This window comes from Janthinobacterium sp. JC611 (assembly GCF_018682595.1).
GTDB lineage: Bacteria > Pseudomonadota > Gammaproteobacteria > Burkholderiales > Burkholderiaceae_D > Janthinobacterium.
Genome location: NZ_JAFLJN010000037.1, coordinates 51,385 through 75,212 on the forward strand (window position 1 = coordinate 51,385; position 23,828 = coordinate 75,212).

Below are 23,828 nucleotides of genomic sequence, written 5' to 3' on the forward strand. Positions count from 1 at the left end.
TCAACCTGCGTTCGAATTGATTGAGGTCTCCCCTGCTCCATCCAAGCCCTTGATGAATTGGCGAGCGATGACCATTCCTACCAGTTGCTTGCCGTGCAGGTTGTGATACTCAACAGGCTCGGTTCCTGCTGGCCCTGTGACCAGCATGTTGGCATCGGCAAGGGCGCGTAGCGCCATCTTCCCATCCGCCTGTCGCGCCGCGAAGACATCCAAGGGGACAAACAGGCCTGACGCCATGGGATAGCATGCCGGAGGCAAGGTCGTATCATTGAGAGTCTGCACGATCGCTTGCAGTATCTTGGCAACACCTGGATTCAATCGAATCGGTGCGCGTAACGAGTAGTTCCCGATTGCCGACTGAATTGGTTCAGTATGTTTGACCTTCTTTGCCTTTCCTTGGCGGCCATCTGTACGTGGTTCGATACCGGCACTCCCCGCAACTGCAGGGATGGGTGGGATGGTTGGCAGCGACAACTGACGATCGCTAACATCGGGCGGAGTCTCTGGGGCAACACATTCGCCCTGAACCTGGGAGGATGCCGCCTTCGCCTTATGTGGTTTAGTATCATTCTCCGTAGCTCGCACCTCGTCATGAGTGCAGTAGACAGCAATATCTTTGTCCAGCGCCACTGGTGACGGGTGCAATACAGCAAGGACACAACCTGGCGTCACCAACTTCAACGCCTCCAAGGGTTCGGGGGCACTTGGTGGCCGGATCGACCAAACACTCTCGTCCGAACTCATTGGCAGGATGATCCCGGCATCGCTCAAAATTTCCATGGCATCGACTGGCGAGGCCGGCAAGCCATACAATCCCTCGTCTTGCAGCAAGCTGAGTACGTCGCTGATACCGTTCGGCCACACCAGAAACAAACCATCCCGCCCAAGCCACATGCGGGACCGATCCGCATTGGGCACCCATCCCTGATGAGACTGCACCAACTCGCGCATCGCGTTCAGGAGAAACCTCGCAAGATAGGCTCTCGCCCGCGCCCGACATGCGGGCGCATCTGCGTCGCGCAAATCGCGGTGTATCACCAAAGTCGATGCGCGATTGACGAGATGATCAATGACATTATGATCTTGATACCTCACTTCACCACTGATCGCCGCAAACATGTGGGCGACGATCGTCGATCCGTCCTGGGTCAGGTAGGCCAACGTGTCGGTCGGCAGGATCATCGGTAGCGCGAACAACGACAGGGAGCGGCATTCCTGCCTGGCCTCCCCCCATTTGACAAACAGACGGCCAACCTCGTGTTTGTGGATCCATTCCCCGAGGGATGTCAGGTATGGTTGCCACACGGTTCCATGCGCGTCACTCACGACAACAGTGTCCAACGCGCGGTAGAGGTATGCGCATAGGCCTGCGGCGAAGGTGCCGAAGCGCCAGCGTGGCTCCAACTGTCGACGAGTAGAAATCGTCGCTCTGCCAGCAAAAATCTGCGAATCGGTCGCTTGTAATGCAAAGAACGCCGTCTCCAGCCCCAAGCGTGCTAAACCTCCTGGGCGAGCAAAGAAACTGTCCTGCGTCGCAGGCAATACGTTCACGTACGCGATGTACTTCCTGATGAGTGGAAGCATTTCCTTGGCAAAGGCATTCGCATCGCCGCCATAAGCCAATTTAATGCGCCCCAGGATATCCCGATTATCGTCCAAGATCGCATCGACACTACGGGGACGCATCCCGCCGTCACGCGTTTGAGCGGGTTGGGGCAGTAAACGTTGCGGACAGATGGGCGCGGCCTGCCGGCCGCGATCACATTGGCGATCGTGGCCAAGCCAACCCAGGTACTTGAGGATATTCACACCGGCCATAAGGATCACTCACTTGGCTAGGTGAACATTATGGCTATGCAGATCGACGTACGTCCAAGTGAAAGCCTGCCTTTCACTGCGATCATTCATCGACTGAATGACGAGGAATTCTAAGGTGCCCCCCTGCCAGCACTTGGCTGCCATCCATTCGTGTAGTCGATGCTAAGAGATCATGCCGGTCGCAGGTCCAGTAAATACTCCCAAAGTATTTCAGCTCTCAGCACGAACAAGACACCACTTACATGGCGAGGTCGCCGATAACCAGGCCCCCTCCTTTTAGCGAAGCTAAATGAACAGGAAGTTGAGCCGAGATAATAGATCAGAGCAGTTCGATCGGCATTACTGTAGCCACAATGACGCTGGCCGAGCGCGACGACGTATAGCAAATAAAGCCCGGTCTCATGTCAGGTAGTAAAAGCTTTTGAAATCATTTACAGCCAAGCAGTCGATTTCCCCAGGCAGGGCTTGGGTGCAGTAAGAACCGTTGTCGCTTGCCCGGTGTTCCATTTGGCAGTGCCGTTCTCCACTGGCCCCGCCTTCATTCCCGCGCCACGCATCTTGGCAACAATGTTTTTCTCGAAAGGCTGCGAGACGAATTGTTGCCTGCAACGGTCAGACCACTTTTCATGTTGACTAGGCACAGTGCCCGGCCCTCTCACCCAAAAAGCCGGCTCGTGGCCGGGGTTCGTGTTTCCTCGCTGGCCAGCATGGCGCTGGCCTTCGCAATGCACCAAGCCGTGTCGTGCGTGGCCGTAGGTGCTGCTGGACGTTTTCCGATCAGGGCGCGTTCACATCACCAGCGGCAAGCTGCTGGGCGTCCTGCACAATCTCGGACATCAAGTGCCGAGCACCTTCACCGGGTTCCAGCAAAGCGTATCCAGTGCCGCCGCACTCCGTGCATTTCGGTTCCTCTCCAATACAGCAGGGGCAAGGCGTTACGCCAGTCTGGTCCAACTGTTGCTTGACGAAGGTGGCCGCTGTGTGCGCCGCCGAGCTTGGCCCGGACAAATCGCCAAGCAGCTTGCTCGTGATGCCCCCCTTGCCGTCATCCGTCACCTCAATCATTACTGTCGCCATCTTCATATCCGCTCTTGAGGCGGCCTTTCAATTCGCCGGCTGCCGGCCGGTGCAGGCGCCACCAAGGCGCGATTTCCTACCCGTTCTTGGTGAAACTGACCGATGCTGGTTTCGACTCAAATCGACGCACTTGGTTAGCGCGCCAGTCCGGATCTATTGTGTTGAAGAATTCGAACAGCAACCATTTCGGGAGGTCTCGGAACTCCAAGCAGTCGGTGATCGTTCAACAGCGGCGGTTCTAGCCAGTCTAGGCTGGCAGAAATTCTATCTAAATGTCAACGTACCCGCATTTTTCAACACAATAGGCCGATAGCGGACGTGCTGAATGGCGCAGTGTGCGAGATTATTGCATTAATGACCAGCACACGGGATTGGGATGGGCATCAAACCCAATAGTAGATAGCCATGCATAACCATTAATACAGAACTACAAGAAAACTCTGAACAATCCATTCAACGACTAATTTTGCTTTACGGCCAGGCTCAGGTCAGGTTTGCCAGCAAAGCTCGATTGAATACGGGAATCAGTAGCATAGCGTTTGACGAGCTTGCAAAACACACACCCGGAGTAATCCGCCGACGTGTCCCCGAGTGCGATCAGATAACGACAACGGCACCGCGCACAGGTATGCAGAGCTAACTGCGCTGAATGTTGGGTCCAAATGCCCTCCACGCTCGCGATCAGCTCGAAAGCGCGGTCAAACGAGATGCTGGAACGGCCACTCCACCGCTCTCGATACATCTTGTAGGCGCAGACCATGGCCTTGCGTGCCGAGCAGGCATGTTCTGTGCGCAAGAACTGAAAAATACTGGCAATCAGTGACGCCTCAGCACGTTGCACCAGCGTCGCCATATGGTACCAATCCTGCGAACTGGGCCATCGGCCGCCGGTGGCCGCCCGGTCATTGTAGAAATACTCCCGCAGCAGTGATGCACTCAATCCGGTCAAGTAGGCGACGGTTTTCATCCGCGCACCGTGTTCGACGCAGGATTTAGCGAGCTGCAGGGCCTGAATGTGCCGCTCAGCATGTTCGTACGCCATACGTCACCTACGCCAAGCGCGCACGGGCCGCAGTGGCCTGGCCGGCACGCGATGGTCCGCGTGCTGCATCCTGATCCACAGCGCCGACCCTGCACAACGTCATGGCCAAAACGGGCGGTGTTTCAAGGAGAGTTTTAAAATTACCTATTGGCTTAAACAGGCTTTCATGCGACATGCTCGCGGCCAGCAGCTGCAATGAGTCCACGCTCATTGCAGCGAGCGTCTCGGCTGAGGCTGTGTCGAGGTGAAAGGTACAGCAAGTGGCCAGGGGATCATGCTTCAGACCCACCTGGATAGTGAGTAAGTAATTCAAGTTGAGGTACTGCACTTCCGTATATCGAATCGCGTCTTCCATGGTCCACCCCGCTTTGCCCCGCGACGGCGGGGCGTGGTCATTCATCCGGTTTCCGCTGTGCACATCTGCCAAGTCGGTCAACTGAATAGCGAAGTCATGGGTAAGAGGACTACGCACGAAGGCAATAGCACATTAAAAAAAGACTACTCCGCAAAATTTCAAAGGTCAATAGCAACTGCTAATCAAATCAAAATATTTATATGTACTTCGGCAAACTTTCACTGGAGGAAATCCGATTCTCGCTCTAAAATCAAGCTCAGCCCCATAAAAATACGCCTGTAACAACTGCTACAAATAATCTACAAACAAACAAAGGTCTCTCACTTTACCCCGGCCTGGAGACAAAAATCGTGACAATAAGCAATAACATCCCGCTTACCAGAGAGGCCGTGCGCGAACTTGACATTGATATCGTCCCTGGTGTGCGGCAACGGCTCATTGCAGAACTCGACAGACGGGGAATACATCCCGGTCAACGCGAGCACTTTCTGAGCCAGATTACCGGCCGAGCGCTGCAAACAGTGGCGCGCTGGATCGATGAAGAAAAACCTGGTCTGCCCGACCTGAAATCCCTCGCCATTGTCTGCCTGCAGTTCGACATGGATGCGAACTGGATCCTGGGATTGACATCGAATCGTCTCCCGTTCCCCAAGCAACAACTATCGCCGCGGGTTCAGGAACAGGTGTACGGTCATGAAGAACCCAGCTTTGACTGGATCGGTCACATGCTCGGGCAAACCGCATCGTTCACCGGCACCAATCAAGTAGGAGTAATGAAGGGAGATGACATGGCTCCGCTCATCCATGATGGCGCCCCATTTTTTTTTGATGCGACAGTCAATGAGGTGGAGGTCAACGGAATCTATGTATTGGATTACCAAGGAAGGCGCCTTGTGCGCCACATTGAAATCATCGTGGGAGAAGGCTTATTACTGCGTTGCGAAAACCAACGCTACAACTCAACTCTCGTAAAATTATCCAAAGCAATGCTTACCCTGACAATTTTAGGACGTGTAAAAGCAGCCATTAACATCAATCGTTTTTGACGAATCAAGACTCGCATCACGCTTCATTGAACAGAATTCCCCGGCAGCCAAGCTACCGGGGACCGCAATCGTCGTGGTGTTAGATTTCACGCCACGCTACTGTGCTTCAGCGACCTCGCTCCACTCCTTGAGCGAAAATTCGAGCATTTTTCCACCAAACTCCTCAAATTCAGTGGCGCGATCGTAGTTTTCCACTTCCTGCGAATACCCTGTCACCGCATTGAGCAATCCGTAACCATTGAGCTGCTGTTCGGCAATCAGGTGACGTAACACGCCGGCACGCTCCGCTTCGTTCAATACGAAGCGATTCGCCAACACCTCCACCGCCTTCACCGGATCGCCCGTCAATGTGATGCCCATGGTCTTGCGCATCTTGTCCGAGATCAGTTGAAAGGTGGTCTCCGACACCGCAGTCTGCACCATGTCCCGCGCCTTCAAAAAGATCGCGCGATCTTCGGCCTCCACGGTGTCATCTTGCAGAATAACGTCATCGCCGCACTCCAGCAAACGCCCAGCATGGTTTTTCCGCATCGAGCGCTCACAAGCGATCAACCCATTGCTGCATTTCAGGCGATAAATCAATGGGTCCACCCGCAGCCGCCCCACCCCGATCTCCGAGTTGCTGACCACGACGCCGGCCTGCAACACGTCTCCAGGCACGACCTCATGCGTCACCTCGGCAGTGACCACCTTCACATACATCTTGTTTTCTGTCAGCTCCACCGACTCAAAACGGGCACCCGGCAGTTTAAGCAAGATCGGTAAAATGCTGTGGGCCAAATCGATATTGTCGAGCCGACGGAAGCGCGACGACAAGAAGGCTCTGGCCCGCCCCGCCAAGGTGCGCACCATATAGCTATCTGTGGCATTAATTCTGAGCCACGCATTGATGTTTTCATCAAGCAGTTCGGTATCGAACGAACGCATACGCTTAAAATACGGCAACGGTATATCCAGTTTCTTTGCCAGCTGCGCGCAGGTGAAGTCGTTCATCCGGTATCGCTTCTTGCCAAAGGGTTCATCAATGACGAGATTGCACTGCCCTGCCGCTGTCGTCTCGCTCACCAGCTTCGTTGCCGGCACAATCATGTCTTTCTTAAGTGCAGCCTGCCGCTCTAGTTCGACGACGAGCTGTTCCAAAGGACGTCCTGTTTTCATCACAACCTCCATGAAAAAAGCGGGCGATGCAGCTCCCTGTCGGGAACGCATCCCCGCAGGGTCAAGCACGCGGAATGTACGCGATTCCACGTGGGCGCAGCATTGCGCCATCATGCGGCGACCAACCGGCCACCGCGCCAGATTCACTGTTTTGCTCTCTGCACCTCACGCCGCACGACAAGTGCGGTGTGAAATTTTCAATAACACTTCAGCCCAATCGGCGCCAGCCGACTTCGGCACAAACACCTCGGCCGATCGCCCTGTCCGCCGTGCATGGGATTTCAGGTAGCGACGCGCGAGGCTATAGGCTGCAGCCTGGCCATCAAAAAATGCATGCGCATCGTTGTCAGCGTAAATGCGCAGGCGTTTGACTGTTTCCGGAATCCATAGCTTTTCCAGGTTCCCGGCACTTACCCCCGCCCACACCGGCTGATGCGAACGTTTCATGACCGCCAGCGCTGTCTCGATGCCCTCACACACAGCCAATTCATCTGTGGATGGCGCCAGACGAATGGCAGCGCCATCGATGCCAGCGCAGAGTAACTTCTTGACTGCGCATTCGCGAGCCTTTTCGCCATTGCTTAAATAAGTCCGATGCAACGATACCGTGTGGCCACTCTTATCCTGCACACAGGCCACCATGGCCGGGTAGCGTCGCACCACAACGGGTTTACCCGTAACCAAATGACGCTCGTAGTAACCCAACGCAGGATGCATGCGCAGCGTCGACGGGTAGCGTTCCAGGTTCACGCCCCGGTTCCGCAGATACCTGTCCACCTCATCTCCGGGCATCACTGGCACCGTTTCTGCCAGAATCTTCCGAATCAGACCATCGCGTTCGGCACGTGAATCCTGTGCGAGCGAGATCGGTGGCCTTGGAGCACTCATACCCAGGTAGCTGTCTACCTTGCCAAGTGCATCAACAGCACTCAGTCCTAGGCAACCCATCAACAATTTGAATCCGCCACCGGCGCCGCAGCCACGGCAAACATAGTTGCCGTGGCCAAACTTATCCGTGTACTGAAACCGGTCGGTGCCGCCGCAATCACCCAAGGGACACGGCTGATTACGTTGGTTGAGCACTTTCGCATCCACGCCCAGCGCCAGCAGAATTTCCGTCCATCTTCCAAACGCACGCTGCTTGACTTGCTGAAAATGCGCGTTGAATTCTTCCTTATCTCTGCTCATGTCGCCCTCCCTATGTCAGTCCCTGAGAGGATTGCCTCGGCTCGAGGCATGCCACACGGCGTGTAAACAGCCACCCGTGATCCATGGCAACGCCAATCTCCCCAGACAGCAGTTCGTTTACGGTGAAGGACGTCGCTCTTCTCTCCGGACGCCCACGCTGTGGATCGACTTGAAAACCGCCCGGCACCAAGGACAAGCGTATTGACCGCAGCTCTTGACCGAGGTAAAAAACACGACCTGCCTTCCCCAGAACAATCTCGCTTTCCTTGATTCTGAAAGTCAACTCGTCGATGTCCCGCACCCGACAGAAGCGAACGGAAGGGAATGCAGCGGCAATGAATGCATCAAGCATGGCGCCCTCCTTTCGTACGTACCTGCCGTCCGGACTTACCGACATGCCCACGCAAGCAATCCTCATCTTTTGCTGCACCCAGCGATGTAAAAAGGTCGGATTGATGGAGCTTGATCTGCTCATTCATCCACTGCGGATTCTTGAATAAATTGTCGGAAATCCAGTCTGGCTTTGCCAGTACCGCCTGGCGGACCCACGCTGGGTAGTCCTGCAGCGAACTTAGAAACCAGCGGTACAACTGGGAACCAATCCAATCGCGCACTTCCTGCGCATCAACGGCACCAATGAACGGTAGATGCGACAACGGACTGCCACTCACCGCCTTCATGCAATTGACGAAGGAAAACGGCTGCGTATCCCGAACCGGATCCGTAAACACCCAACGGACCAGTTCAAACTTCTCATCCAATGGCGTGCGTGGATCGCTGAGCAAACTCACCTTGCGTAACAGCCACCAGTGCAATGCCACCAACTCCTCTTCTGAAAATTCAATCGCGTCATCATTCGTCGCGCTCGCGGATATCCTTTTTACGGGTTCGCGCGGCACGCCAGGATGGAAAGAAGTGTCCCTATCCTGGGGGACGCGACAATAGTTGATCTGATATCTGCTCATGATTGCCTCGCACAAGAAAATGGGACGAGGCAACTCCCTCTCGGGCCGCATCGTCCCGAAGGGGGAAATAGATCTTCCGGTTGCTACGACGCACCGGAACTTCAATTGACTGGCTTGATACTGTCGGCTGATGCCGTTTCGGCGGGATGCCAGCTACCGTCCTGAAAACGTATGTAAAATGTTTTGACGTGACTGCGCGGCACGCATGGCGCGTCAAAACACTCTCTTTACTCAGAAACACGGACGTCGGGCCTGGAAACAGGAGACTGTCCAATCGGTGCTGCGGCGCGCTGGGCGCAATTGAAAGGCTTGCCGGACGATGCAGGGCTAGCTACTGCGATGATGTAGTGACTTTAGGCCGCCCTCACCTGCCTGTCAACACAGGTTCGACGAAAAATGCCATCAGCAAATTGACCTGCGGTGGGAACCGCGGTTGTGTGCGAATCAATGCGGTTATCAGCCGCCCACACTCGCGAGCGCAGTACCCGCAAATACGCTTCCAAAGCTCCGTGCATTCCTCTTGAATCAGCATGATGGCGAGTACACCATGTCATGTAGCCCCATGGGCATTTTCGAGGACATCATCATGAACCACCCAGCTCCCACCCATTTGATCGTCACGCGTGATCACGGCGAAACCAACAGGAAGTTGCTGGCCAAGGAGGGCCCCGCCGATCTGACGCGTGTCGAATCTGCGAGCCGCAAGGTCAATATCACGCTCGCCAGCCCGGAGGGCAAGCGTTTGTACTTGCGATGCTTCTACGTCTCACAAGCGAATTTCCATTTTATTTCCGTCTTTGGCAGGATGAAACTACCAGCCGAGGATGTCGATAAAGTGGAACAGGAATTGCGCACCATGCTCGACGCGCGCATTGCCTTGGCCAACCAGCGTATCGTCGCTTTCGAGAAACTGTGCCATCAACATGGCATCACCGAACTGGCCAGCTATGACATCGAACCTCTCGCCGTTGAGGCCAAAGTCTTTTCCATGTTCGGCCGGCGATTACTGGAATTGATCAGCAAAGTCGACCAGCTCATGCCCATGCTCGAAACCTTGTGCATTGACGAGGCGCTCTCGACAAGCCAGCTCATCGCCGAAAAATCGCAGATCAAGAAAACCGTACGTGCAGTGACCGCAGCCACGCGCGCGCTGTCCCTGGGCCTGCTCAAACGTATCAATGCCCTGCCCGTATCCGATCGCAAATCCACCACAACGAACAGCCATCCATCCCCTGGAGAGGGATCCGCCATGCACACATCGTTCGACGGCGAACCTCAACAATCAGGCGCCCCAACGCCCAATACGCCCCCTGAGAGCGTTTTGAGTGATCCCGCTACGAAGGTGAGCGAAGAGGCGTCCGCGAGCCCCTGACAGGCTTTATAAGCCTTGCTGCCCGCATCGAGGATAGGAAGACGACAAACCACTGAGCCGGCACGGAGGAAGCCATGTGCATAAAAATGATGCTCTGCAGTGAACTGCCTGTGACCCAGGCATGGTGTATCGCTGCGATGGAAACCGCGTTTGGGCCAGCCTATCGCGTGGCCCCAGGGACCGACTGTATGTCTCCCCTGGACACGCCCCTGGTACAAAACGGCATTGCAATGATCGTGATCGAGCAGGTATCGAGGTTCGCCCCGAAGGATGTCCAGCAACTGATCAAGTGGTGCCATGCCCATGACAAGGCTCTGCTGGTGTGCGGAGCGTTGTCTGAGGAAGAGCGGGAAATCTACGGATTAAGCCATTGCATCGCGATTGACATCACTGCCCTACACGCGCCGGTGTGTATTCACTGGACATCCTGCGCCGGCACGCTCCAGCTGTTCGAAGAAATGTTCATACCTACGCTGAAAACCGTCCAGCGGACCGCCCATCTCTACTGTTCCGGGCTACGCTGCCAGCACCATCGTCGTAGAGAGGCAACAGGTACTCAGCGGATACAGACACCTCACAAGGGACCGGAGCGCAGGAAAAGTCCCATAGGCCATTCGCATGCCAACGCTTTCCCACATGACCGCTACCAATCGGCTATACGCCACTGACGGCCGCCACGACAGCATCGCTCAATTGCCGTGAAATACCACCAAAATATGCCGGCTTTCAACTTGATGCCCACGATCAGCGCAGCCACCATGGCTCAGGATCATCCGTCATCGGTCATGGAGACAGTTCATCATGAAATACAATCACCCTTCGAACCAATCGCCCTTTGCCCCCTCGGTGTATCCAGCCTTTGGTCAGCGGGCAATTATCGGCGGCATCAAGCGCCAGCGTCAGGCTGCTCAGAAAGCCAGCCGATCAACCCGCGCAGCACGGACGCTTACCGAGAGCGACCTCAGGATACCTGGCCGGGTCCTCATTAAACGCCGCCAGCTTTTACAAAAAGTGCCGCTGTGCGAGCGCACCATCCTAAACCTCGAAAAACGAGGAAAATTTCCCCGGCGCTTTTGTATTACCTCGCGCCTGGTCGCGTGGGATCTCAAGGAAGTGGATGCCTGGATCGCAGAACAGCAAACGGCAGCACGCCTGCCCGGTACTCCGCAGGCACAGCCACTGTCGCGCAGCCCGTCTAAATGATCTTTTAATCTTTCCGCTTTGCCCAGACGTCGATCATGTCTGCCCACTCCTGCAGCATGGTTCGGCGCTGCACCGAATACTCAGCCTTGTTGTACACGGCTCGCACGCCCCTCTGCTCGTGGGCAAGACATTTTTCGATCCAATCGGTGTTGTAGCCGGCTTCGTGCAGCAGGGTCGATGCTGTTCGCCGCAAATCGTGCGGCGAAAAATCGGCCAGTTGTTTCCCACAGTCTCGTGCCGTGGCGCAGACTGACACCAGGATGCGATTGAGCGAAGCACCATTCATCGGCACATCAGGGTCATATCGCGATGGCAAAATATAATCGGATGTGCCAGCACAGGTACGCAACGCAACGAACATATCCAGCGCTTGGCGCGACAGATAGACATTGTGGGGGTTGCGGCGTTTCATACGTCGGGCCGGAATAGTCCATAGAGCATCGGTAAAGTTCACCTCACTCCATGTTGCGTCCGTCAGTTCGGATTTGCGCACCATGGTGAGCAATAATAATTTGCAAGCCAGACGCAAGGTCGGCGCGCACTGCACGTATTCGATATGTTCGTAGAACAGCGCGATCTCTTCGGCCCCCAACGCGCGGTCGCGCGGCTCAAATACGGCAATGGATGAGGGAGCGACCAGATCCGCAGGGTTGATGATCTGTTGTCCTTGTTGTTCCGCATACTTGAAGACCAGTTTGACGATATCGCGCGCGTGCACGGCCGTCGCAGGGGCGCCACGTGCGAGGATGGTGTCGCATACGGAACGTAGCTCGTTGTGCGTTATTTCATGCAGCAAGAGACTGCCAAATGGGCGCTTCAGATCGCGTTCATACACCGAGCGCCGCATATCCCGCGTCGATTCTGCCATTTTGTACTTGAGCAGCCATTGTTCAGCCCAGGCACCGAACCGGCCACCAGCTGCGGCCTGCGTCCGCACCTGCGCTTTGAGGCGAGCCGGTGACTTTCCTTCTGACAACTCCTTTTTAGCCTCGCTTAGCCGGGCTCTCGCCTCCTGCAGACTCAAACCCGAAGTGCCATACTGGCCGAGTACCAGCGTTTCCTGTCGGCCATGTACGCGGTAATTATAGCGAAACGACACGGTGCCACTTTTAAGCACAAGAGCGTAAAGTCCATCGCGGTCAGGCACCTTATATGCCTTATCGGCAGGCTTAAGATTTTTCAGCTTGGTGTCAGTGAGCATGATCCACCCTTTCGGTACCATCACGTTAGCAACGTCACTTCATAATATCTCACCAAATCAAATACTTATACAAAAAAAACCTATTCACTCAAGGTGAAATCGAGGGCAAATCGGGGGGAGTAAAAGGGATTTGATACCATCAGCGTGACATCTCTTCACCAAAGAAAAAATATCTTTTACAATCAGTCACTTAGATCAAAAAATACCATCAAAATACCATCTATGGCGACCTGTGCCCATGATGGTACGAGTACCCCTCCGGCAAATGCACGCTTGCGATACCACGAAAACTACCATCAAAAAAAACCGCTTGACGCTGCCATATGATGCTTGCGTTTGCCAGACAAAATAAAAAAAGCCCCTGAAAAATCAGGGGCTTAGCTGCTTCATTGACCCGGCGTTACCTTACGGTGCCGGACGGGAGATTATTCCCACTCGATGGTCGCCGGCGGCTTGCCCGAGATATCGTAGACGACGCGGTTGATGCCGCGCACTTCATTGATGATGCGGTTGGAGACCTTGCCCAGCAAGCTGTGCGGCAGGTGCGCCCAGTGTGCCGTCATGAAGTCCTGCGTCTGCACGGCGCGCAGGGCCACCACGTATTCGTAGGTGCGGCCGTCGCCCATCACGCCTACCGACTTGACGGGCAGGAACACAGCGAACGCCTGGCTCGTCGCTTCGTACCAGTTCGCTGGCAGCGCGTCCGGATCGACGGCCTGGCCGGCGACGAATTCGTACGGCGTGTTGCGCAGTTCTTCGATGAAGATGGCGTCGGCGCGGCGCAGCAGGTCTGCATAGTCCTTCTTGACTTCGCCGAGGATGCGCACGCCCAGGCCCGGACCCGGGAATGGGTGACGGTAGACCATGTCATGCGGCAAGCCCAGGGCCACGCCCAGCTTGCGCACTTCGTCCTTGAACAGTTCGCGCAAGGGTTCGAGCAGCTTGAGCTTCATGGTGTCCGGCAAGCCGCCCACGTTGTGGTGGCTCTTGATCGTCTGACCCTTTTTACCCTTGCCGGCCGATTCGATCACGTCCGGATAGATCGTGCCTTGCGCCAGCCATTTGGCGTTGACCAGCTTGCCCGACTCGACCTGGAACACTTCAACGAATTCGCGGCCGATGATCTTGCGCTTCTGCTCCGGGTCGGTGACGCCGGCCAGGTGGCCCATGAACTGCTCTTCCGCATCGATGCGGATGACTTTCACGCCCAGGTTCTTGGCGAACATGTCCATCACCATCTTGCCCTCGTCCAGGCGCAGCAGGCCGTGGTCGACGAAGACGCAGGTCAGCTGGTCGCCGATGGCGCGGTGGATCAGGGCTGCGGCGACGGAGGAATCGACGCCGCCGGACAGGCCCAGGATGACCTCATCCGTGCCCACTTGCGCGCGGATCTTTTCCACCGCTTCGCTGATGTAGTCGGGCATGTTCCAGTCCGACTTGCAGCCGCAGATTTCATGCACGAAACGGCCGATGATGGCCTTGCCCTGCACCGTGTGCGTCACTTCCGGATGGAATTGCACGCCGTAGAACTGGCGCTCTTCGTCGGCCATGGCGGCGATCGGGCAGCTCGGGGTGTTGCCCATCAATTTGAAGCCTGGCGGCATTTCCAGCACCTTGTCGCCATGGCTCATCCACACTTTCAGCATGCCGTGGCCTTCGTCGGTGACGAAGTCGGCGATGCCGTTGAGCAACTTGGTGTGGCTGCGGGCGCGCACTTCGGCGTAGCCGAATTCGCGCACCAGGCCGTTTTCCACCTTGCCGCCCAGCTGGGCCGCCATGGTTTGCATGCCGTAGCAGATGCCCAGCACGGGCACGCCCAGCTCGAACACGGCTTGCGGCGCGCGCGGCGAATCGCCGTCCAGGGTGGAATTGTGGCTGCCCGACAGGATCACGCCGGCGGCGCCATAGTTGCGCACGAATTCGTCGCTGACGTCATACGGGAAGACTTCGGAAAACACGCCGGAATCGCGCACGCGGCGGGCGATCAACTGGGTGACTTGGGAACCGAAATCGAGAATGAGGATTTTAGAATGCATGATGGGGACTTTATCTGTGGTCATTACAAAACCGGCGCACTGGGCGCCGGTCTGGTCTGTCGCTACTTACTCGGAACGGTAATTCGGCGCTTCCTTGGTAATCTGCACATCATGGACATGCGATTCGCGCATGCCGGCCGAGGTGATTTCCACGAATTCCGCTTTTTCACGCAATTCGTCGATGGTGGCGCAACCGCAGTAACCCATCGATTGACGCACGCCGCCCACCAGCTGGAAGATGATCGCCAGCACGCTGCCCTTGTAGGCGACGCGGCCTTCGATACCTTCAGGCACGAACTTGTCGGCCTTCATGGTGGCATCCTGGAAGTAACGGTCAGCCGAACCATCGGACATCGCGCCCAGCGAACCCATGCCGCGGTACGATTTGTAGCTGCGGCCCTGGTACAGGATCACTTCGCCCGGTGCTTCTTCCGTACCGGCAAACATGGAACCCATCATGACGGTCGAGGCGCCAGCGGCCAGTGCCTTGGAAATATCGCCCGAGAAGCGGATACCGCCGTCGGCGATACATGGCACGCCCGTGCCGGCCAAAGCTTCGGCCACGTTCGAGATGGCCGTGATTTGCGGCACGCCCACACCGGCGACGATGCGCGTGGTGCAGATCGAGCCAGGACCGATGCCGACCTTGACGGCATCGGCGCCGTATTCCACCAGCGCCTTGGCGGCGGCGGCGGTGGCGATGTTGCCGCCAATCACTTCCACTTGCGGGTACTTGGTCTTGATCCAGCGTACGCGGTCGAGGATGCCTTGCGAGTGGCCGTGGGCCGTATCGACCACCAGCACGTCGACACCGGCGGCGACCAGCAGGTCGATGCGCTCTTCATCCTTGGCGCCGACGCCGACGGCGGCGCCGACCAGCAGCTTGCCCTGGCTGTCTTTCGACGCGAACGGGTGGGAAGTCGACTTCTGGATATCCTTGACGGTGATCAGGCCGCGCAATTCGAAGGCGTCGTTGACGACCAGCACGCGCTCGAGGCGGTGCTTGTTCATCAGGCGCTTGGCTTCGGCCGTATCGGCATCTTCCTTGACGACCACGAGTTTTTCGCGCGGGGTCATCTTGGCGGAGGCTTCCGCGTCGAGTTCCTTTTCAAAGCGCAAATCGCGGTTGGTGATGATGCCGACCACTTCCTTGCCCTTGACGACAGGGAAGCCGCTGATACCGTATTGTTCCGTCAGCGCGATCACATCGCGGATTTTCATTTCCGGCGGAATCGTGATCGGATCACGCAGCACGCCAGCTTCGAAACGCTTCACGCGGGCCACTTCACGCGCCTGGTCCTTCGGATTCAAATTCTTGTGGATGATGCCGATGCCGCCTTCCTGGGCCATCGCGATCGCCAGACGGGCTTCCGTCACCGTATCCATGGCTGCGGACAGCAAGGGAATATTCAGGGTGATATTGCGGGTCAGGCGAGTTTTGAGGGACGTGTCGGCGGGCAGAACGTTGGAGTAGGCTGGGACGAGCAGCACGTCATCGAATGTGAGTGCTTTTTGAAGTAGACGCATAGCATTTCCTATTGGCGCAAAAGCAGATTATACAGAAATTCTTGATTCTTGTCTTAAACATTCTCCCCCCTGTAGACATAGAGTGCAGGCCATTCTTGTTTCTATGGAATGGTCTGGAAAAGTCTGCGTTTTCGCCCAAATTTCGCCCGGACATTTGCCCACATAGCTGCCCCTCATGACCTTAAATGAAACTGCACAAGATCAACGGAGACGAGGCCCAACATACTGGAAAGCACACCCCGCCTATGAGCATATTACCAAAGGAAAAATTACAATGAAGCATGTGCTGGGCGCCCTCCTCTTGCAGATACTGCTCAGCTGTGCCGCGGGCGGGATTGCCGAAAGCCGCGGCAGTGATCTGATGGGGCTGGACAGCTTCACCCTCGCTGCACGTTACGGCACCCCCGCCACCTACCAGCATCGGGGCGAGTACTCGCAGCTAATATACAGGAGCGAGGCAACTGGCCGCAAAGTCATCGTGTTGGTCGATCAGGCCGGGCACGTGGTCGGCTGGGCATCGTCAGGTGCCCCCCCTGCTGCAGCGCCGGGAAAAATGGACACGCAGAGCCAGAACTTGAAGCAGTGACGGACCGATTAACAGTCTTTGGCGTTGCCGGAAAGACTTTCAGGTACTGGACTGCACAAGTTGCCCCAACCCCGAAAAGCGATCAGTGGGGGCTATGCCTTGGATCACTTCAACGCCATGCTCAGGACTTGGGATTCGGCTGCCCCGCAATCGCAGCGATGAAGGATGCTACGGCCGGGCGCGCCACGAACACATCGACCGGGTAGGATGCGCCATACACCGGCGAGTGGTCGCCTTCCAGCGCGGTCTTAGGTGTGCCATTCGCGGGAAAAGTGTAGATCCCGAACTCGACTTCCGACGACCCCGAGGCTCCTTTCCAAAGCTCGTCGGAATATTCGAAACAGCAGGCGCCCAAGAACGTACTGCCGGCTGCCTTCGCCAATGGAAGAATCGTCGAGAACTGATCGTAGAGATTGTCGGCCTGGGTGCTTTTGCCACCGTTGGCGTTGCTCCACCCAAGTTCGCCGTAGAACCAGTACATGCCGGGGAATGCCGCTGCAAACGCCGAGTTGTAGGTCGTCAGTTGGGCACCAGTCTGGTAGGAGTTGACCGACGCGATGAAACGCGTCGCTGGAATCCCTGCCGTGCTGAAGGCATCGCTAAGCGCCTGGATTGCATACTGCCCCATTATCGCATTGGTGGCCGGGTTAGCCTGCGAAATACTGGTGTTGACCGGGTAGATCGCAGTTGTGACCGGGCTGGTGAACGGCAACACATTTGCAATGGGAATGCCGAGGCTCGCCTCCGCAGCAATAATAAGACTTGCGATCATCGCGATATCCTGCGCCTCGCAATAGCCATAGGCACCGTTATTGCTATTATCGTATTCATTGCCGATTGCCCACATCACCACCGGTCCGGCGGTAATATTGTTCGCATAGACTTCGGTGACGATCCAGGTGATCCAAGACGCCAGCTGCGTGCTGGGCAATGGTCCCGCCGGATTAGGGTTTTGGGTCCGGTTGCTGTAGGCGGTGCCTGTAAAGAAATTGCTAATCGGGACGATGACGGTCAGGCCGGCGTTCGCCGCGGCGGTGAGAAACGACTTGTGATCGCGCATCCAATACCCGTTCGGCGCCGGCACACTCCAGTTATACATTTTGATCGTATTGCAACCGAAGCCCGCGATCGTTCCAAGATCATGGCGTGCATCCGAGCTCCAAAGCTCCTGGAAATCCGCATTGGCGAAATCGGTATCTCCATACTTGGTCGGCGCCGGCAAGCCATTGTAGTCCGAAGGCGCAGGTTCCCAGTTCATGCCGATCATCGGTTGCGGGAGTGTGCTGATGACGATCAGATTCCATTGACTCTGCGCAGAGGTCGACGCCGTTGAAACGTAGACGAGGGGGCCCGCCGGGCCACCGGAGGCATTGGACAAAAGATAGCTGGAGTGTTTCTGGAGCGATAGCTGGGAGCTGGTGGCGTCGTAGTTCCACTGCTGAAAGTATCCACTCGCGCCCTTTTCTGCAAGAGTCACGGCGGCGCCATTCTGGAGTTGGTCGTTTGCAATGCTCAGACAGAGGTCTGCCGAAGAAGAGCTCAGGATGAGATGGCCATCTTTCGTCAGCTCCCAGCCTTGTAGATCGGACGCCCCCGGATTCAGCAGCGCGATCGTTGAACCTACAGCTTCCTGTGCGGCCGTCACGACGCCACCGGCGATGTTGCCTATGTAGAAGTTAAACATATGCGGCTCCATGTTGTTGATACATCCGATATGGACTGAAAGGCAATTCAGGCGCATGAGCAGGACGGTATCGTTTCATCGCGCCACGAAAACTGGTCATGACTAGTCGCCTGGCCACCAACTGCCCTTGAGCATAACGAATTACCCAGTGAGGAAAATCACGCATTGTCACATGTTGATGCGAAAGTCCAATTCAGGGCGAAAGAAGACGGTCGAAGCTTATTGGCGGCCCGAAATAGCCGCCTCGAACGCCCCCTTCATATTTCCGCCCTCGAAGCAAGTCTCGCGCCAGCGCGAAGACTATCTCACTCTTCTTAAGCGCTGGCACCTGTCTACCGAACTCTTTGGAACAGTCCGGCCGGCTCAGCCGCCCTATCCCAGCTGTAATGATCAATTCTTTTCGTTCAACCGCCCTGCCAGCGCCGCCCACGCTGTACTGGATACCGGTTGTATCCATCTGGAAACGCCCGAACACGCGGCGGATGTCAGGGTGGCCATTCAGGCTCAAGATGGCCTTGCCCTTCAGCCTGGCCATCAGCTCAGCCATCTTCTCGTATTGCTCGAACTCAAAGTCCACACCATAGCCAGCCGTCTCCCAGTACGGCAGGTCCAGGTAAAACAACGTGTGCGGCGGTCGTAGCGCTCCATGCACTTGTGCCAGTCCAGGTTCTCGATGTAAGGGCCAAAGAGGCGCAGGTGCGCGGCCGACAGGCTCTCCTTGATGCGCAGCAGGTTGAGCGGCGGTGCCGTGGTCGCCGTGCCCCGGCTCTGCCCGTCGACCTTGCCGCCGAAGGCATGCTGCTGCAGGTAGAGGAAACGGGCGACACGCTGCAGGTCCGTCAGGGTATGCGGAGGCGTGTCCTGCAGCCACCTGAACACCTAGTGGCTCGACAGCGCCCATTTGAACTGACGCACGAAAAAAATGGCGCGCCAGGCAGCGTCGCGCAACCGCCCCGCCCGCTCAGCCCTTCGCCGGCTTGCCGCCGGCACGGCGCCGGCGCGCCTCCTTCGGGTCCGCTTGCAAGGGACGGTAGACTTCCACCCGGTCATGCTCGCGCAATACGGTATCGAGCGGCTTGCGCTTGCCATAGATGCCGACCATGCTGATGGCCAGGTCGATGCCGGGGATTTTCTGCAGCAAGCCGCTCCGCATCACCGCCTGCTCGATGGTCGTGCCCGCAGGCACGCGCAGGGACCGCAGGAACGCGCTGTCCGGCAGCGCGTAGCAAACCTGTACCGCGATGTCCGCTTCAGCCATACACCGTCTCCGCGCGCTTGCAGAAGGAATCGACCATGCTGTTGGCGATCATGCCGAAGACGGGGCCGATGATCTGTTCGAGCACGCGGCTGGAAAACTCATAGTGCAGGTCCAGTTCGATCTTGCACGCATCTTCGCGCAGGGCCTTGAAGGTCCACACGCCGTCGAGGGTCTTGAAAGGGCCGTCCACCAGCTTCATCTTGATGGAAGTCGGCGGCACGTTCTCGTTGGACGTGGTGAAGCTTTGGCGCACGCCGTGGTAATGTATGCCCACGCTGGCGACAACCGTATCCTCGCCCCGCTCGCGAACCTCGACCGCACCGCACCAGGGCAGGAATTTGGGATAATCCTCCACCGCCGCCACCAGCGCGAACATCTGTTCGGCGCTGTAGCCGAGAAAAACTGATTTATGTACTACTGCCATTGAAGAACCATTTGCTATGATGTTGGATACATTTGATTTTATCGCGCTTGCGCGAGACAGTAGTTTAACCGACCCGCGCACATTTACCATCTCATGACCATAGCAGACAACAGAAAAGCCTTCCACGACTACTTTATCGAGGATCGCTACGAAGCCGGCATCGTGCTGGAAGGCTGGGAAGTCAAAGCCATCCGCGACGCCCGCGTACAAATCAAGGAAGCCTACGTCGTCGTCCGCGGCGATGAACTCTTCCTGTTCGGCGCGCATATCAGCGCCCTGCCGACCGCCTCCACCCATATCCATCCGGAAGCCGTGCGCACGCGCAAGCTGCTGCTGCACCGCGCGGAAATGGATAAACTGATCGGCAAGGTGGAACGCTCCGGCTATACGCTGGTGCCGCTCAACCTGCACTACAAGGGCGGCCGCGTGAAATGCGAAATCGGCCTGGCCAAGGGCAAGAAGCAGCACGACAAGCGGGCGGCGGAACGCGACCGCGACGGCGCGCGCGAAGTGCAGGCGGCAATGAAGTCGCACCGCCGCTGATCCGGCACCACGCGCAGCATGCTGCGCCGATACCTTCCAGCCCGGCTATATGCCGGGTTTTATTTTGCCGGCGCCGGCGGCAAATGGAAAAGCACGGCGCGACGGAATAAAACAGGGAAAAGAAGAGAGGCTGCGGAAATAAGACGGGTATTGGTGAAAATACCGTGGAGATAAGCGAATGAATCAGCTTTGCCTGTCTGGCCAAAGACGATAATGCAGGAAAGTTCCGGATGCTTGCATGCTGCCTTGTACTACACCTGTACCACTCCACAGGACAAGCATCCGAATGAACGGTTATTTAAACCTTCAGGATCATACCTTCAGCAGATCACGCGACTTGCCCGAATCGGTCCACTCTTTGACCCATTTCGGTTGACGGCCACGGCCAGTCCATTGCTGCGTCGCATCATCCGGATTGCGATAGCGTACCGCGACGGTGCCGGTTTTAGCGCGGATACCCGTACCAACCAGGTCTTTGACGGAAACGCCCACGCTCTGGGCGATGGCCAGGATTTGCTCGCGCGCCTTGGACAGATCGTCCTGTTCGCGTTTCTTCATTTGCTTCTTGATGTCGTCCTGCAAGGTGCGCAGTTCGGACAGGGATAAGCTGGACAGATCCATGATATTTCCTTGTGTGAGTTGAAAAATATAACTGAACAGTTAAATTCTATCCAATTGTAACGCGACTGAGGTGATTTTTCTTGAGATTTGATTGTTTTTTACAATTCTTTTACCAAAAAACCCGCCCCCCCCGGCTTTCAAGCACTGCAATCCTTCAACCACGAGGAACGGACATCGCGCATGAACTGCCTGTGCAAGCGCCTCTGCTTTGTGCGGCTGCGATTCAATACAGCACCATTGGAAGTATTTATTTTGCAGTATTTTTTGTTTCATTGCAATTTATAGTAATTACAAATGGCAATTCGAAACATACATGGGAGCAATACTATCGCCAATTATGCAGCTGCTCCCCAAACATCATGCAAGTATAGGGCGCGGATATCGGTACAATCATCGCCACGCATCCGCAGCAGATGCCACTTCATTCAAATAGATAAACGTCACACGACGGCATATAATCCAGAAAGTTCGCACAGCATAGCATAAAGAAAAGATTTTCAACGTTACCGATTCACGCGCGGATACGCGAGCCCTGCCGCCGGTATATATTCGGGCAGCGCAAATGAAAACTGCCCGCGTTACGGCGGGCAGTATTGACGACAAACTTGCTATGCGTTTGCTATTCACCAGGCAATCAAGGAATCGCCACGCCGCCTTTCGGCTTCTGCGTTTTCACCACCTGCATTGCCGTGGCGATCAAACCACTCATATCACCCAGATTGGCCGGCACGATAATCGAGTTATTTGTTTTCGCCAATTGCGCGAACGCGCCCACATATTGCTCGGCCACTTTCAGGTTGACGGCATCTTCTCCGCCCGGTTCGCGAATGGCGGCGCCCACCTGGCGCAGCGCTTCCGCACTGGCCTGCGCCAGCGCGACGATGGCCGTGGCCTGGCCTTCTGCACGGTTGATCGATGCCTGCTTCTCGCCCTCCGAGCGGGCGATGGCCGCTTCGCGCTCGCCGCTGGCGATATTGATCTGCTCCTGCTTGCGCCCTTCCGAGGCGGCAATCAGCGCGCGCTTTTCGCGCTCGGCCGTAATCTGTGCCTGCATCGCATGCAGGATTTCCTTGGGCGGCGTCAAATCCTTGATTTCATAGCGCAATACCTTGACGCCCCAATTCGCCGCTGATTCATCGATGGCATTCACGATCGCCGTATTGATATGGTCGCGTTCTTCAAATGTCTTGTCGAGTTCCATTTTACCGATCACCGAACGCAAAGTCGTTTGCGCCAGTTGCGTAATGGCGGCAATATAATTCGACGAGCCATACGATGCACGCATGGCGTCGGTAATCTGGAAATACAGAATGCCATCGACCTGCAATTGCGTATTGTCGCGCGTAATGCATACCTGCGGCGGCACGTCGAGCGGAATCTCCTTGAGCACGTGCTTGTAGGCGATGCGGTCGACAAAAGGCACGACAATATTCAGGCCCGGACCCAGTACCGCATGGAATTTACCCAGACGCTCCACCACCCAGGCATGCTGCTGCGGCACCACATTGACCGTCTTGAAGACAAATACCAATGCCAGCAACAACAAGATCAGCGACACGCTTCCAATGCTTACTTCCATAATCTACTCTCCAGGTTATCCAACGATCAAACGGCTGCCACGCACGGCACGAATGGTGTAATGACCGGCCTGCGTATCGCTGCCGGGAATCAGTTCCACATCCCACAAGGCGCCACGGTACATGACGCGCGCCGCGCCATCGACCCAATGCGCGACCGCCACGCTTTGGCCGATATCGAGATTCACATTCGGATCCTGCGCCGCATCGCGCCGCGCCGCCTTGCCAAAACGGCTGCGCCGCAATAACAGCGTGGCCGCCACGCCGACAATGGCCGCCGTCAGGGCTTGCCAACCGCCATTGCCGCCCGCCAGCGCCACCAATCCTCCGGCACTGATGCCGATGGCGATCATCAGCAAATAGAACGTGCCTGTAAACAATTCCAGGATCAATACCGCACCAGCCGCCACAAACCAGCCTACCCATTCAGCCATGATGCCTCCATCTTTGCGAATCCGAAAATAAAAAACCCCGCAGCCTATATAAGCGACGGGGTTTAATGTGCTGTACTGCCTGATATTATTCTTGCCAAACACCTATATACAGCCAGTCTAACGCAATTCCTGATGGCGTCAATAGCCGGGGGCGAATTAACGCCGCCAGTTTATTCTTCCAGCAGGCTGCGCAGCATCCACGCCGTCTTTTCATGCAAATCCAGGCGCTGCGTGATCAGGTCGGCCGTCGGCTGGTCATTGGCTTTTTCCAGCAGCGGGAACAAGCGGCGCGCCGTGCGCGCGGTCGCTTCCTGTGCCGACACCAGATGGCTGACCATGTCCAGCGCCGGCGGTACGCCGTCGATTTCCTTGATCGAGGCCAGCTTGACGAATTCCTTGTAGGTGCCCGGCGCCGGATAGCCGAGGGCGCGGATGCGCTCGGCGATCAGGTCCAGCGCGGCCCACTGCTCCGTGTATTGCGTCATGAACATCAGGTGCAGGGTGTTGAACATCGGGCCCTTGACGTTCCAGTGAAAATTGTGGGTCATCAAGTACAAGGTGTAGCTGTCGGCCAGCAGGCCGGACAGGCCTTCCGCGATCTTCGCGCGGTCCGCCTCGGAAATGCCGATGTCGATCTTTGCCACTTTGCTCGGTTTCTTGCTTGCCATGAGAACTCCCGTTTCAATGTATTGGTGGAATCATTTTAGCTGATC

General features: G+C 56.5%; 25 protein-coding genes and 1 pseudogene. 6 read left to right on the top strand and 20 right to left on the bottom strand.

Features of this window, described 5'->3' with window-relative positions:
• The 4 genes from mobH to J0O65_RS22760 all read right to left on the bottom strand — a co-directional run bounded on the left by mobH (position 1) and on the right by J0O65_RS22760 (position 4,292).
• Complete coding sequence (mobH, locus tag J0O65_RS22745) at positions 1-1,818, bottom strand: MobH family relaxase (RefSeq protein ID WP_215409479.1); 1,818 nt, start codon at positions 1,816-1,818, stop codon at positions 1-3.
• A 777-nt stretch (positions 1,819-2,595) separates the two neighbouring features.
• A complete protein-coding gene (locus J0O65_RS22750) occupies positions 2,596-2,901 on the bottom strand; it encodes a hypothetical protein (protein WP_215409480.1) in 306 nt (101 codons plus the stop codon).
• 454 nt (positions 2,902-3,355) lie between these two features.
• On the bottom strand, positions 3,356-3,937 hold the full coding sequence (locus J0O65_RS22755) for a FlhC family transcriptional regulator (RefSeq protein WP_215409481.1): 582 nt from the start codon (positions 3,935-3,937) through the stop codon (positions 3,356-3,358).
• A 7-nt stretch (positions 3,938-3,944) separates the two neighbouring features.
• The gene (locus J0O65_RS22760; protein ID WP_152252688.1) at positions 3,945-4,292 is read right to left on the bottom strand and encodes a flagellar transcriptional regulator FlhD; all 348 of its coding nucleotides are present in this window, start codon (positions 4,290-4,292) and stop codon (positions 3,945-3,947) included.
• 389 nt (positions 4,293-4,681) lie between these two features.
• Between J0O65_RS22760 and J0O65_RS28295 the strand changes: the two genes are divergently transcribed.
• Positions 4,682-5,338 carry a S24 family peptidase gene (locus tag J0O65_RS28295; protein ID WP_215409482.1) on the top strand — a complete coding sequence of 219 codons (657 nt, stop codon included), beginning with the start codon at positions 4,682-4,684 and terminating at the stop codon, positions 5,336-5,338.
• A gap of 96 nt (positions 5,339-5,434) precedes the next feature.
• Here J0O65_RS28295 and J0O65_RS22770 read toward each other — a convergent pair whose 3' ends face one another.
• The 4 genes from J0O65_RS22770 to J0O65_RS22785 all read right to left on the bottom strand — a co-directional run bounded on the left by J0O65_RS22770 (position 5,435) and on the right by J0O65_RS22785 (position 8,649).
• Positions 5,435-6,496, bottom strand: coding sequence for a DUF932 domain-containing protein (locus tag J0O65_RS22770; protein ID WP_215409484.1), 1,062 nt, complete (start codon positions 6,494-6,496; stop codon positions 5,435-5,437).
• A gap of 165 nt (positions 6,497-6,661) precedes the next feature.
• Positions 6,662-7,684 (bottom strand): DUF7146 domain-containing protein, encoded by a 1,023-nt coding sequence (locus tag J0O65_RS22775; RefSeq protein WP_215409486.1) that lies wholly within the window; start codon positions 7,682-7,684, stop codon positions 6,662-6,664.
• 10 nt (positions 7,685-7,694) lie between these two features.
• Positions 7,695-8,036 (bottom strand): hypothetical protein, encoded by a 342-nt coding sequence (locus J0O65_RS22780; protein WP_215409488.1) that lies wholly within the window; start codon positions 8,034-8,036, stop codon positions 7,695-7,697.
• A complete protein-coding gene (locus J0O65_RS22785) occupies positions 8,029-8,649 on the bottom strand; it encodes a hypothetical protein (RefSeq protein ID WP_215409489.1) in 621 nt (206 codons plus the stop codon). Before J0O65_RS22785 ends, J0O65_RS22780 begins: the two co-directional genes overlap by 8 nt.
• Positions 8,650-9,235: 586 nt before the next feature.
• Here J0O65_RS22785 and J0O65_RS22790 point away from each other — a divergent pair.
• The 3 genes from J0O65_RS22790 (at position 9,236) to J0O65_RS28400 (ending at position 11,224) form a co-directional block, all read left to right on the top strand.
• Positions 9,236-10,021, top strand: a complete 786-nt coding sequence (locus tag J0O65_RS22790; protein WP_215409490.1) for a DUF1845 domain-containing protein — start codon at positions 9,236-9,238, stop codon at positions 10,019-10,021.
• A gap of 188 nt (positions 10,022-10,209) precedes the next feature.
• Positions 10,210-10,689: a hypothetical protein gene (locus J0O65_RS22795; protein WP_215409492.1), complete on the top strand. Its 480-nt coding sequence runs from the start codon at positions 10,210-10,212 to the stop codon at positions 10,687-10,689.
• A gap of 133 nt (positions 10,690-10,822) precedes the next feature.
• Positions 10,823-11,224: a helix-turn-helix transcriptional regulator gene (locus J0O65_RS28400; RefSeq protein ID WP_215409493.1), complete on the top strand. Its 402-nt coding sequence runs from the start codon at positions 10,823-10,825 to the stop codon at positions 11,222-11,224.
• A gap of 4 nt (positions 11,225-11,228) precedes the next feature.
• Here J0O65_RS28400 and J0O65_RS22805 read toward each other — a convergent pair whose 3' ends face one another.
• The 3 genes from J0O65_RS22805 to guaB all read right to left on the bottom strand — a co-directional run bounded on the left by J0O65_RS22805 (position 11,229) and on the right by guaB (position 15,988).
• Entirely contained in the window at positions 11,229-12,425 is a 1,197-nt protein-coding gene (locus J0O65_RS22805; RefSeq protein ID WP_215409499.1) for a tyrosine-type recombinase/integrase, read from the bottom strand.
• A 425-nt stretch (positions 12,426-12,850) separates the two neighbouring features.
• Entirely contained in the window at positions 12,851-14,461 is a 1,611-nt protein-coding gene (gene guaA / locus J0O65_RS22810) for a glutamine-hydrolyzing GMP synthase (protein WP_215409500.1), read from the bottom strand.
• A gap of 66 nt (positions 14,462-14,527) precedes the next feature.
• Entirely contained in the window at positions 14,528-15,988 is a 1,461-nt protein-coding gene (guaB, locus tag J0O65_RS22815; protein WP_215409501.1) for an IMP dehydrogenase, read from the bottom strand.
• A 274-nt stretch (positions 15,989-16,262) separates the two neighbouring features.
• On the opposite strand from guaB, the gene J0O65_RS22820 reads away from it, so the two are divergent.
• The gene (locus tag J0O65_RS22820; protein WP_215409502.1) at positions 16,263-16,574 is read left to right on the top strand and encodes a hypothetical protein; all 312 of its coding nucleotides are present in this window, start codon (positions 16,263-16,265) and stop codon (positions 16,572-16,574) included.
• A 121-nt stretch (positions 16,575-16,695) separates the two neighbouring features.
• Here the strand turns inward: J0O65_RS22820 and J0O65_RS22825 are convergent, their stop codons facing one another.
• From J0O65_RS22825 to J0O65_RS22840, 4 genes and pseudogenes are all read right to left on the bottom strand, one after another.
• Positions 16,696-18,258 (bottom strand): DNA-directed RNA polymerase subunit beta family protein, encoded by a 1,563-nt coding sequence (locus J0O65_RS22825; protein WP_215409503.1) that lies wholly within the window; start codon positions 18,256-18,258, stop codon positions 16,696-16,698.
• Positions 18,259-18,590: 332 nt separating this feature from the next.
• Positions 18,591-19,176, bottom strand: a pseudogene (locus tag J0O65_RS22830) (DNA adenine methylase); the annotation flags it as partial.
• 43 nt (positions 19,177-19,219) lie between these two features.
• Positions 19,220-19,516, bottom strand: a complete 297-nt coding sequence (locus tag J0O65_RS22835; RefSeq protein ID WP_215409504.1) for an RnfH family protein — start codon at positions 19,514-19,516, stop codon at positions 19,220-19,222.
• Positions 19,509-19,940, bottom strand: coding sequence for a type II toxin-antitoxin system RatA family toxin (locus J0O65_RS22840; protein ID WP_215409505.1), 432 nt, complete (start codon positions 19,938-19,940; stop codon positions 19,509-19,511). Before J0O65_RS22840 ends, J0O65_RS22835 begins: the two co-directional genes overlap by 8 nt.
• Before the next feature lie 93 nt (positions 19,941-20,033).
• Here J0O65_RS22840 and smpB point away from each other — a divergent pair, with 93 nt between their 5' ends.
• Positions 20,034-20,483, top strand: a complete 450-nt coding sequence (gene smpB, locus J0O65_RS22845; RefSeq protein ID WP_034784131.1) for an SsrA-binding protein SmpB — start codon at positions 20,034-20,036, stop codon at positions 20,481-20,483.
• A 312-nt stretch (positions 20,484-20,795) separates the two neighbouring features.
• Here smpB and J0O65_RS22850 read toward each other — a convergent pair whose 3' ends face one another.
• The 5 genes from J0O65_RS22850 to J0O65_RS22870 form a co-directional block, all read right to left on the bottom strand.
• The gene (locus J0O65_RS22850) at positions 20,796-21,104 is read right to left on the bottom strand and encodes an H-NS histone family protein (RefSeq protein ID WP_010397665.1); all 309 of its coding nucleotides are present in this window, start codon (positions 21,102-21,104) and stop codon (positions 20,796-20,798) included.
• Between the two features lie 39 nt (positions 21,105-21,143).
• Positions 21,144-21,377: a hypothetical protein gene (locus J0O65_RS22855; RefSeq protein ID WP_215409506.1), complete on the bottom strand. Its 234-nt coding sequence runs from the start codon at positions 21,375-21,377 to the stop codon at positions 21,144-21,146.
• A gap of 361 nt (positions 21,378-21,738) precedes the next feature.
• The gene (locus tag J0O65_RS22860) at positions 21,739-22,683 is read right to left on the bottom strand and encodes an SPFH domain-containing protein (RefSeq protein ID WP_034752220.1); all 945 of its coding nucleotides are present in this window, start codon (positions 22,681-22,683) and stop codon (positions 21,739-21,741) included.
• Between the two features lie 15 nt (positions 22,684-22,698).
• Positions 22,699-23,115 (bottom strand): NfeD family protein, encoded by a 417-nt coding sequence (locus J0O65_RS22865; RefSeq protein WP_099664321.1) that lies wholly within the window; start codon positions 23,113-23,115, stop codon positions 22,699-22,701.
• Positions 23,116-23,285: 170 nt separating this feature from the next.
• On the bottom strand, positions 23,286-23,783 hold the full coding sequence (locus J0O65_RS22870) for a Dps family protein (protein WP_034752224.1): 498 nt from the start codon (positions 23,781-23,783) through the stop codon (positions 23,286-23,288).
• Positions 23,784-23,828: the final 45 nt, after the last annotated feature.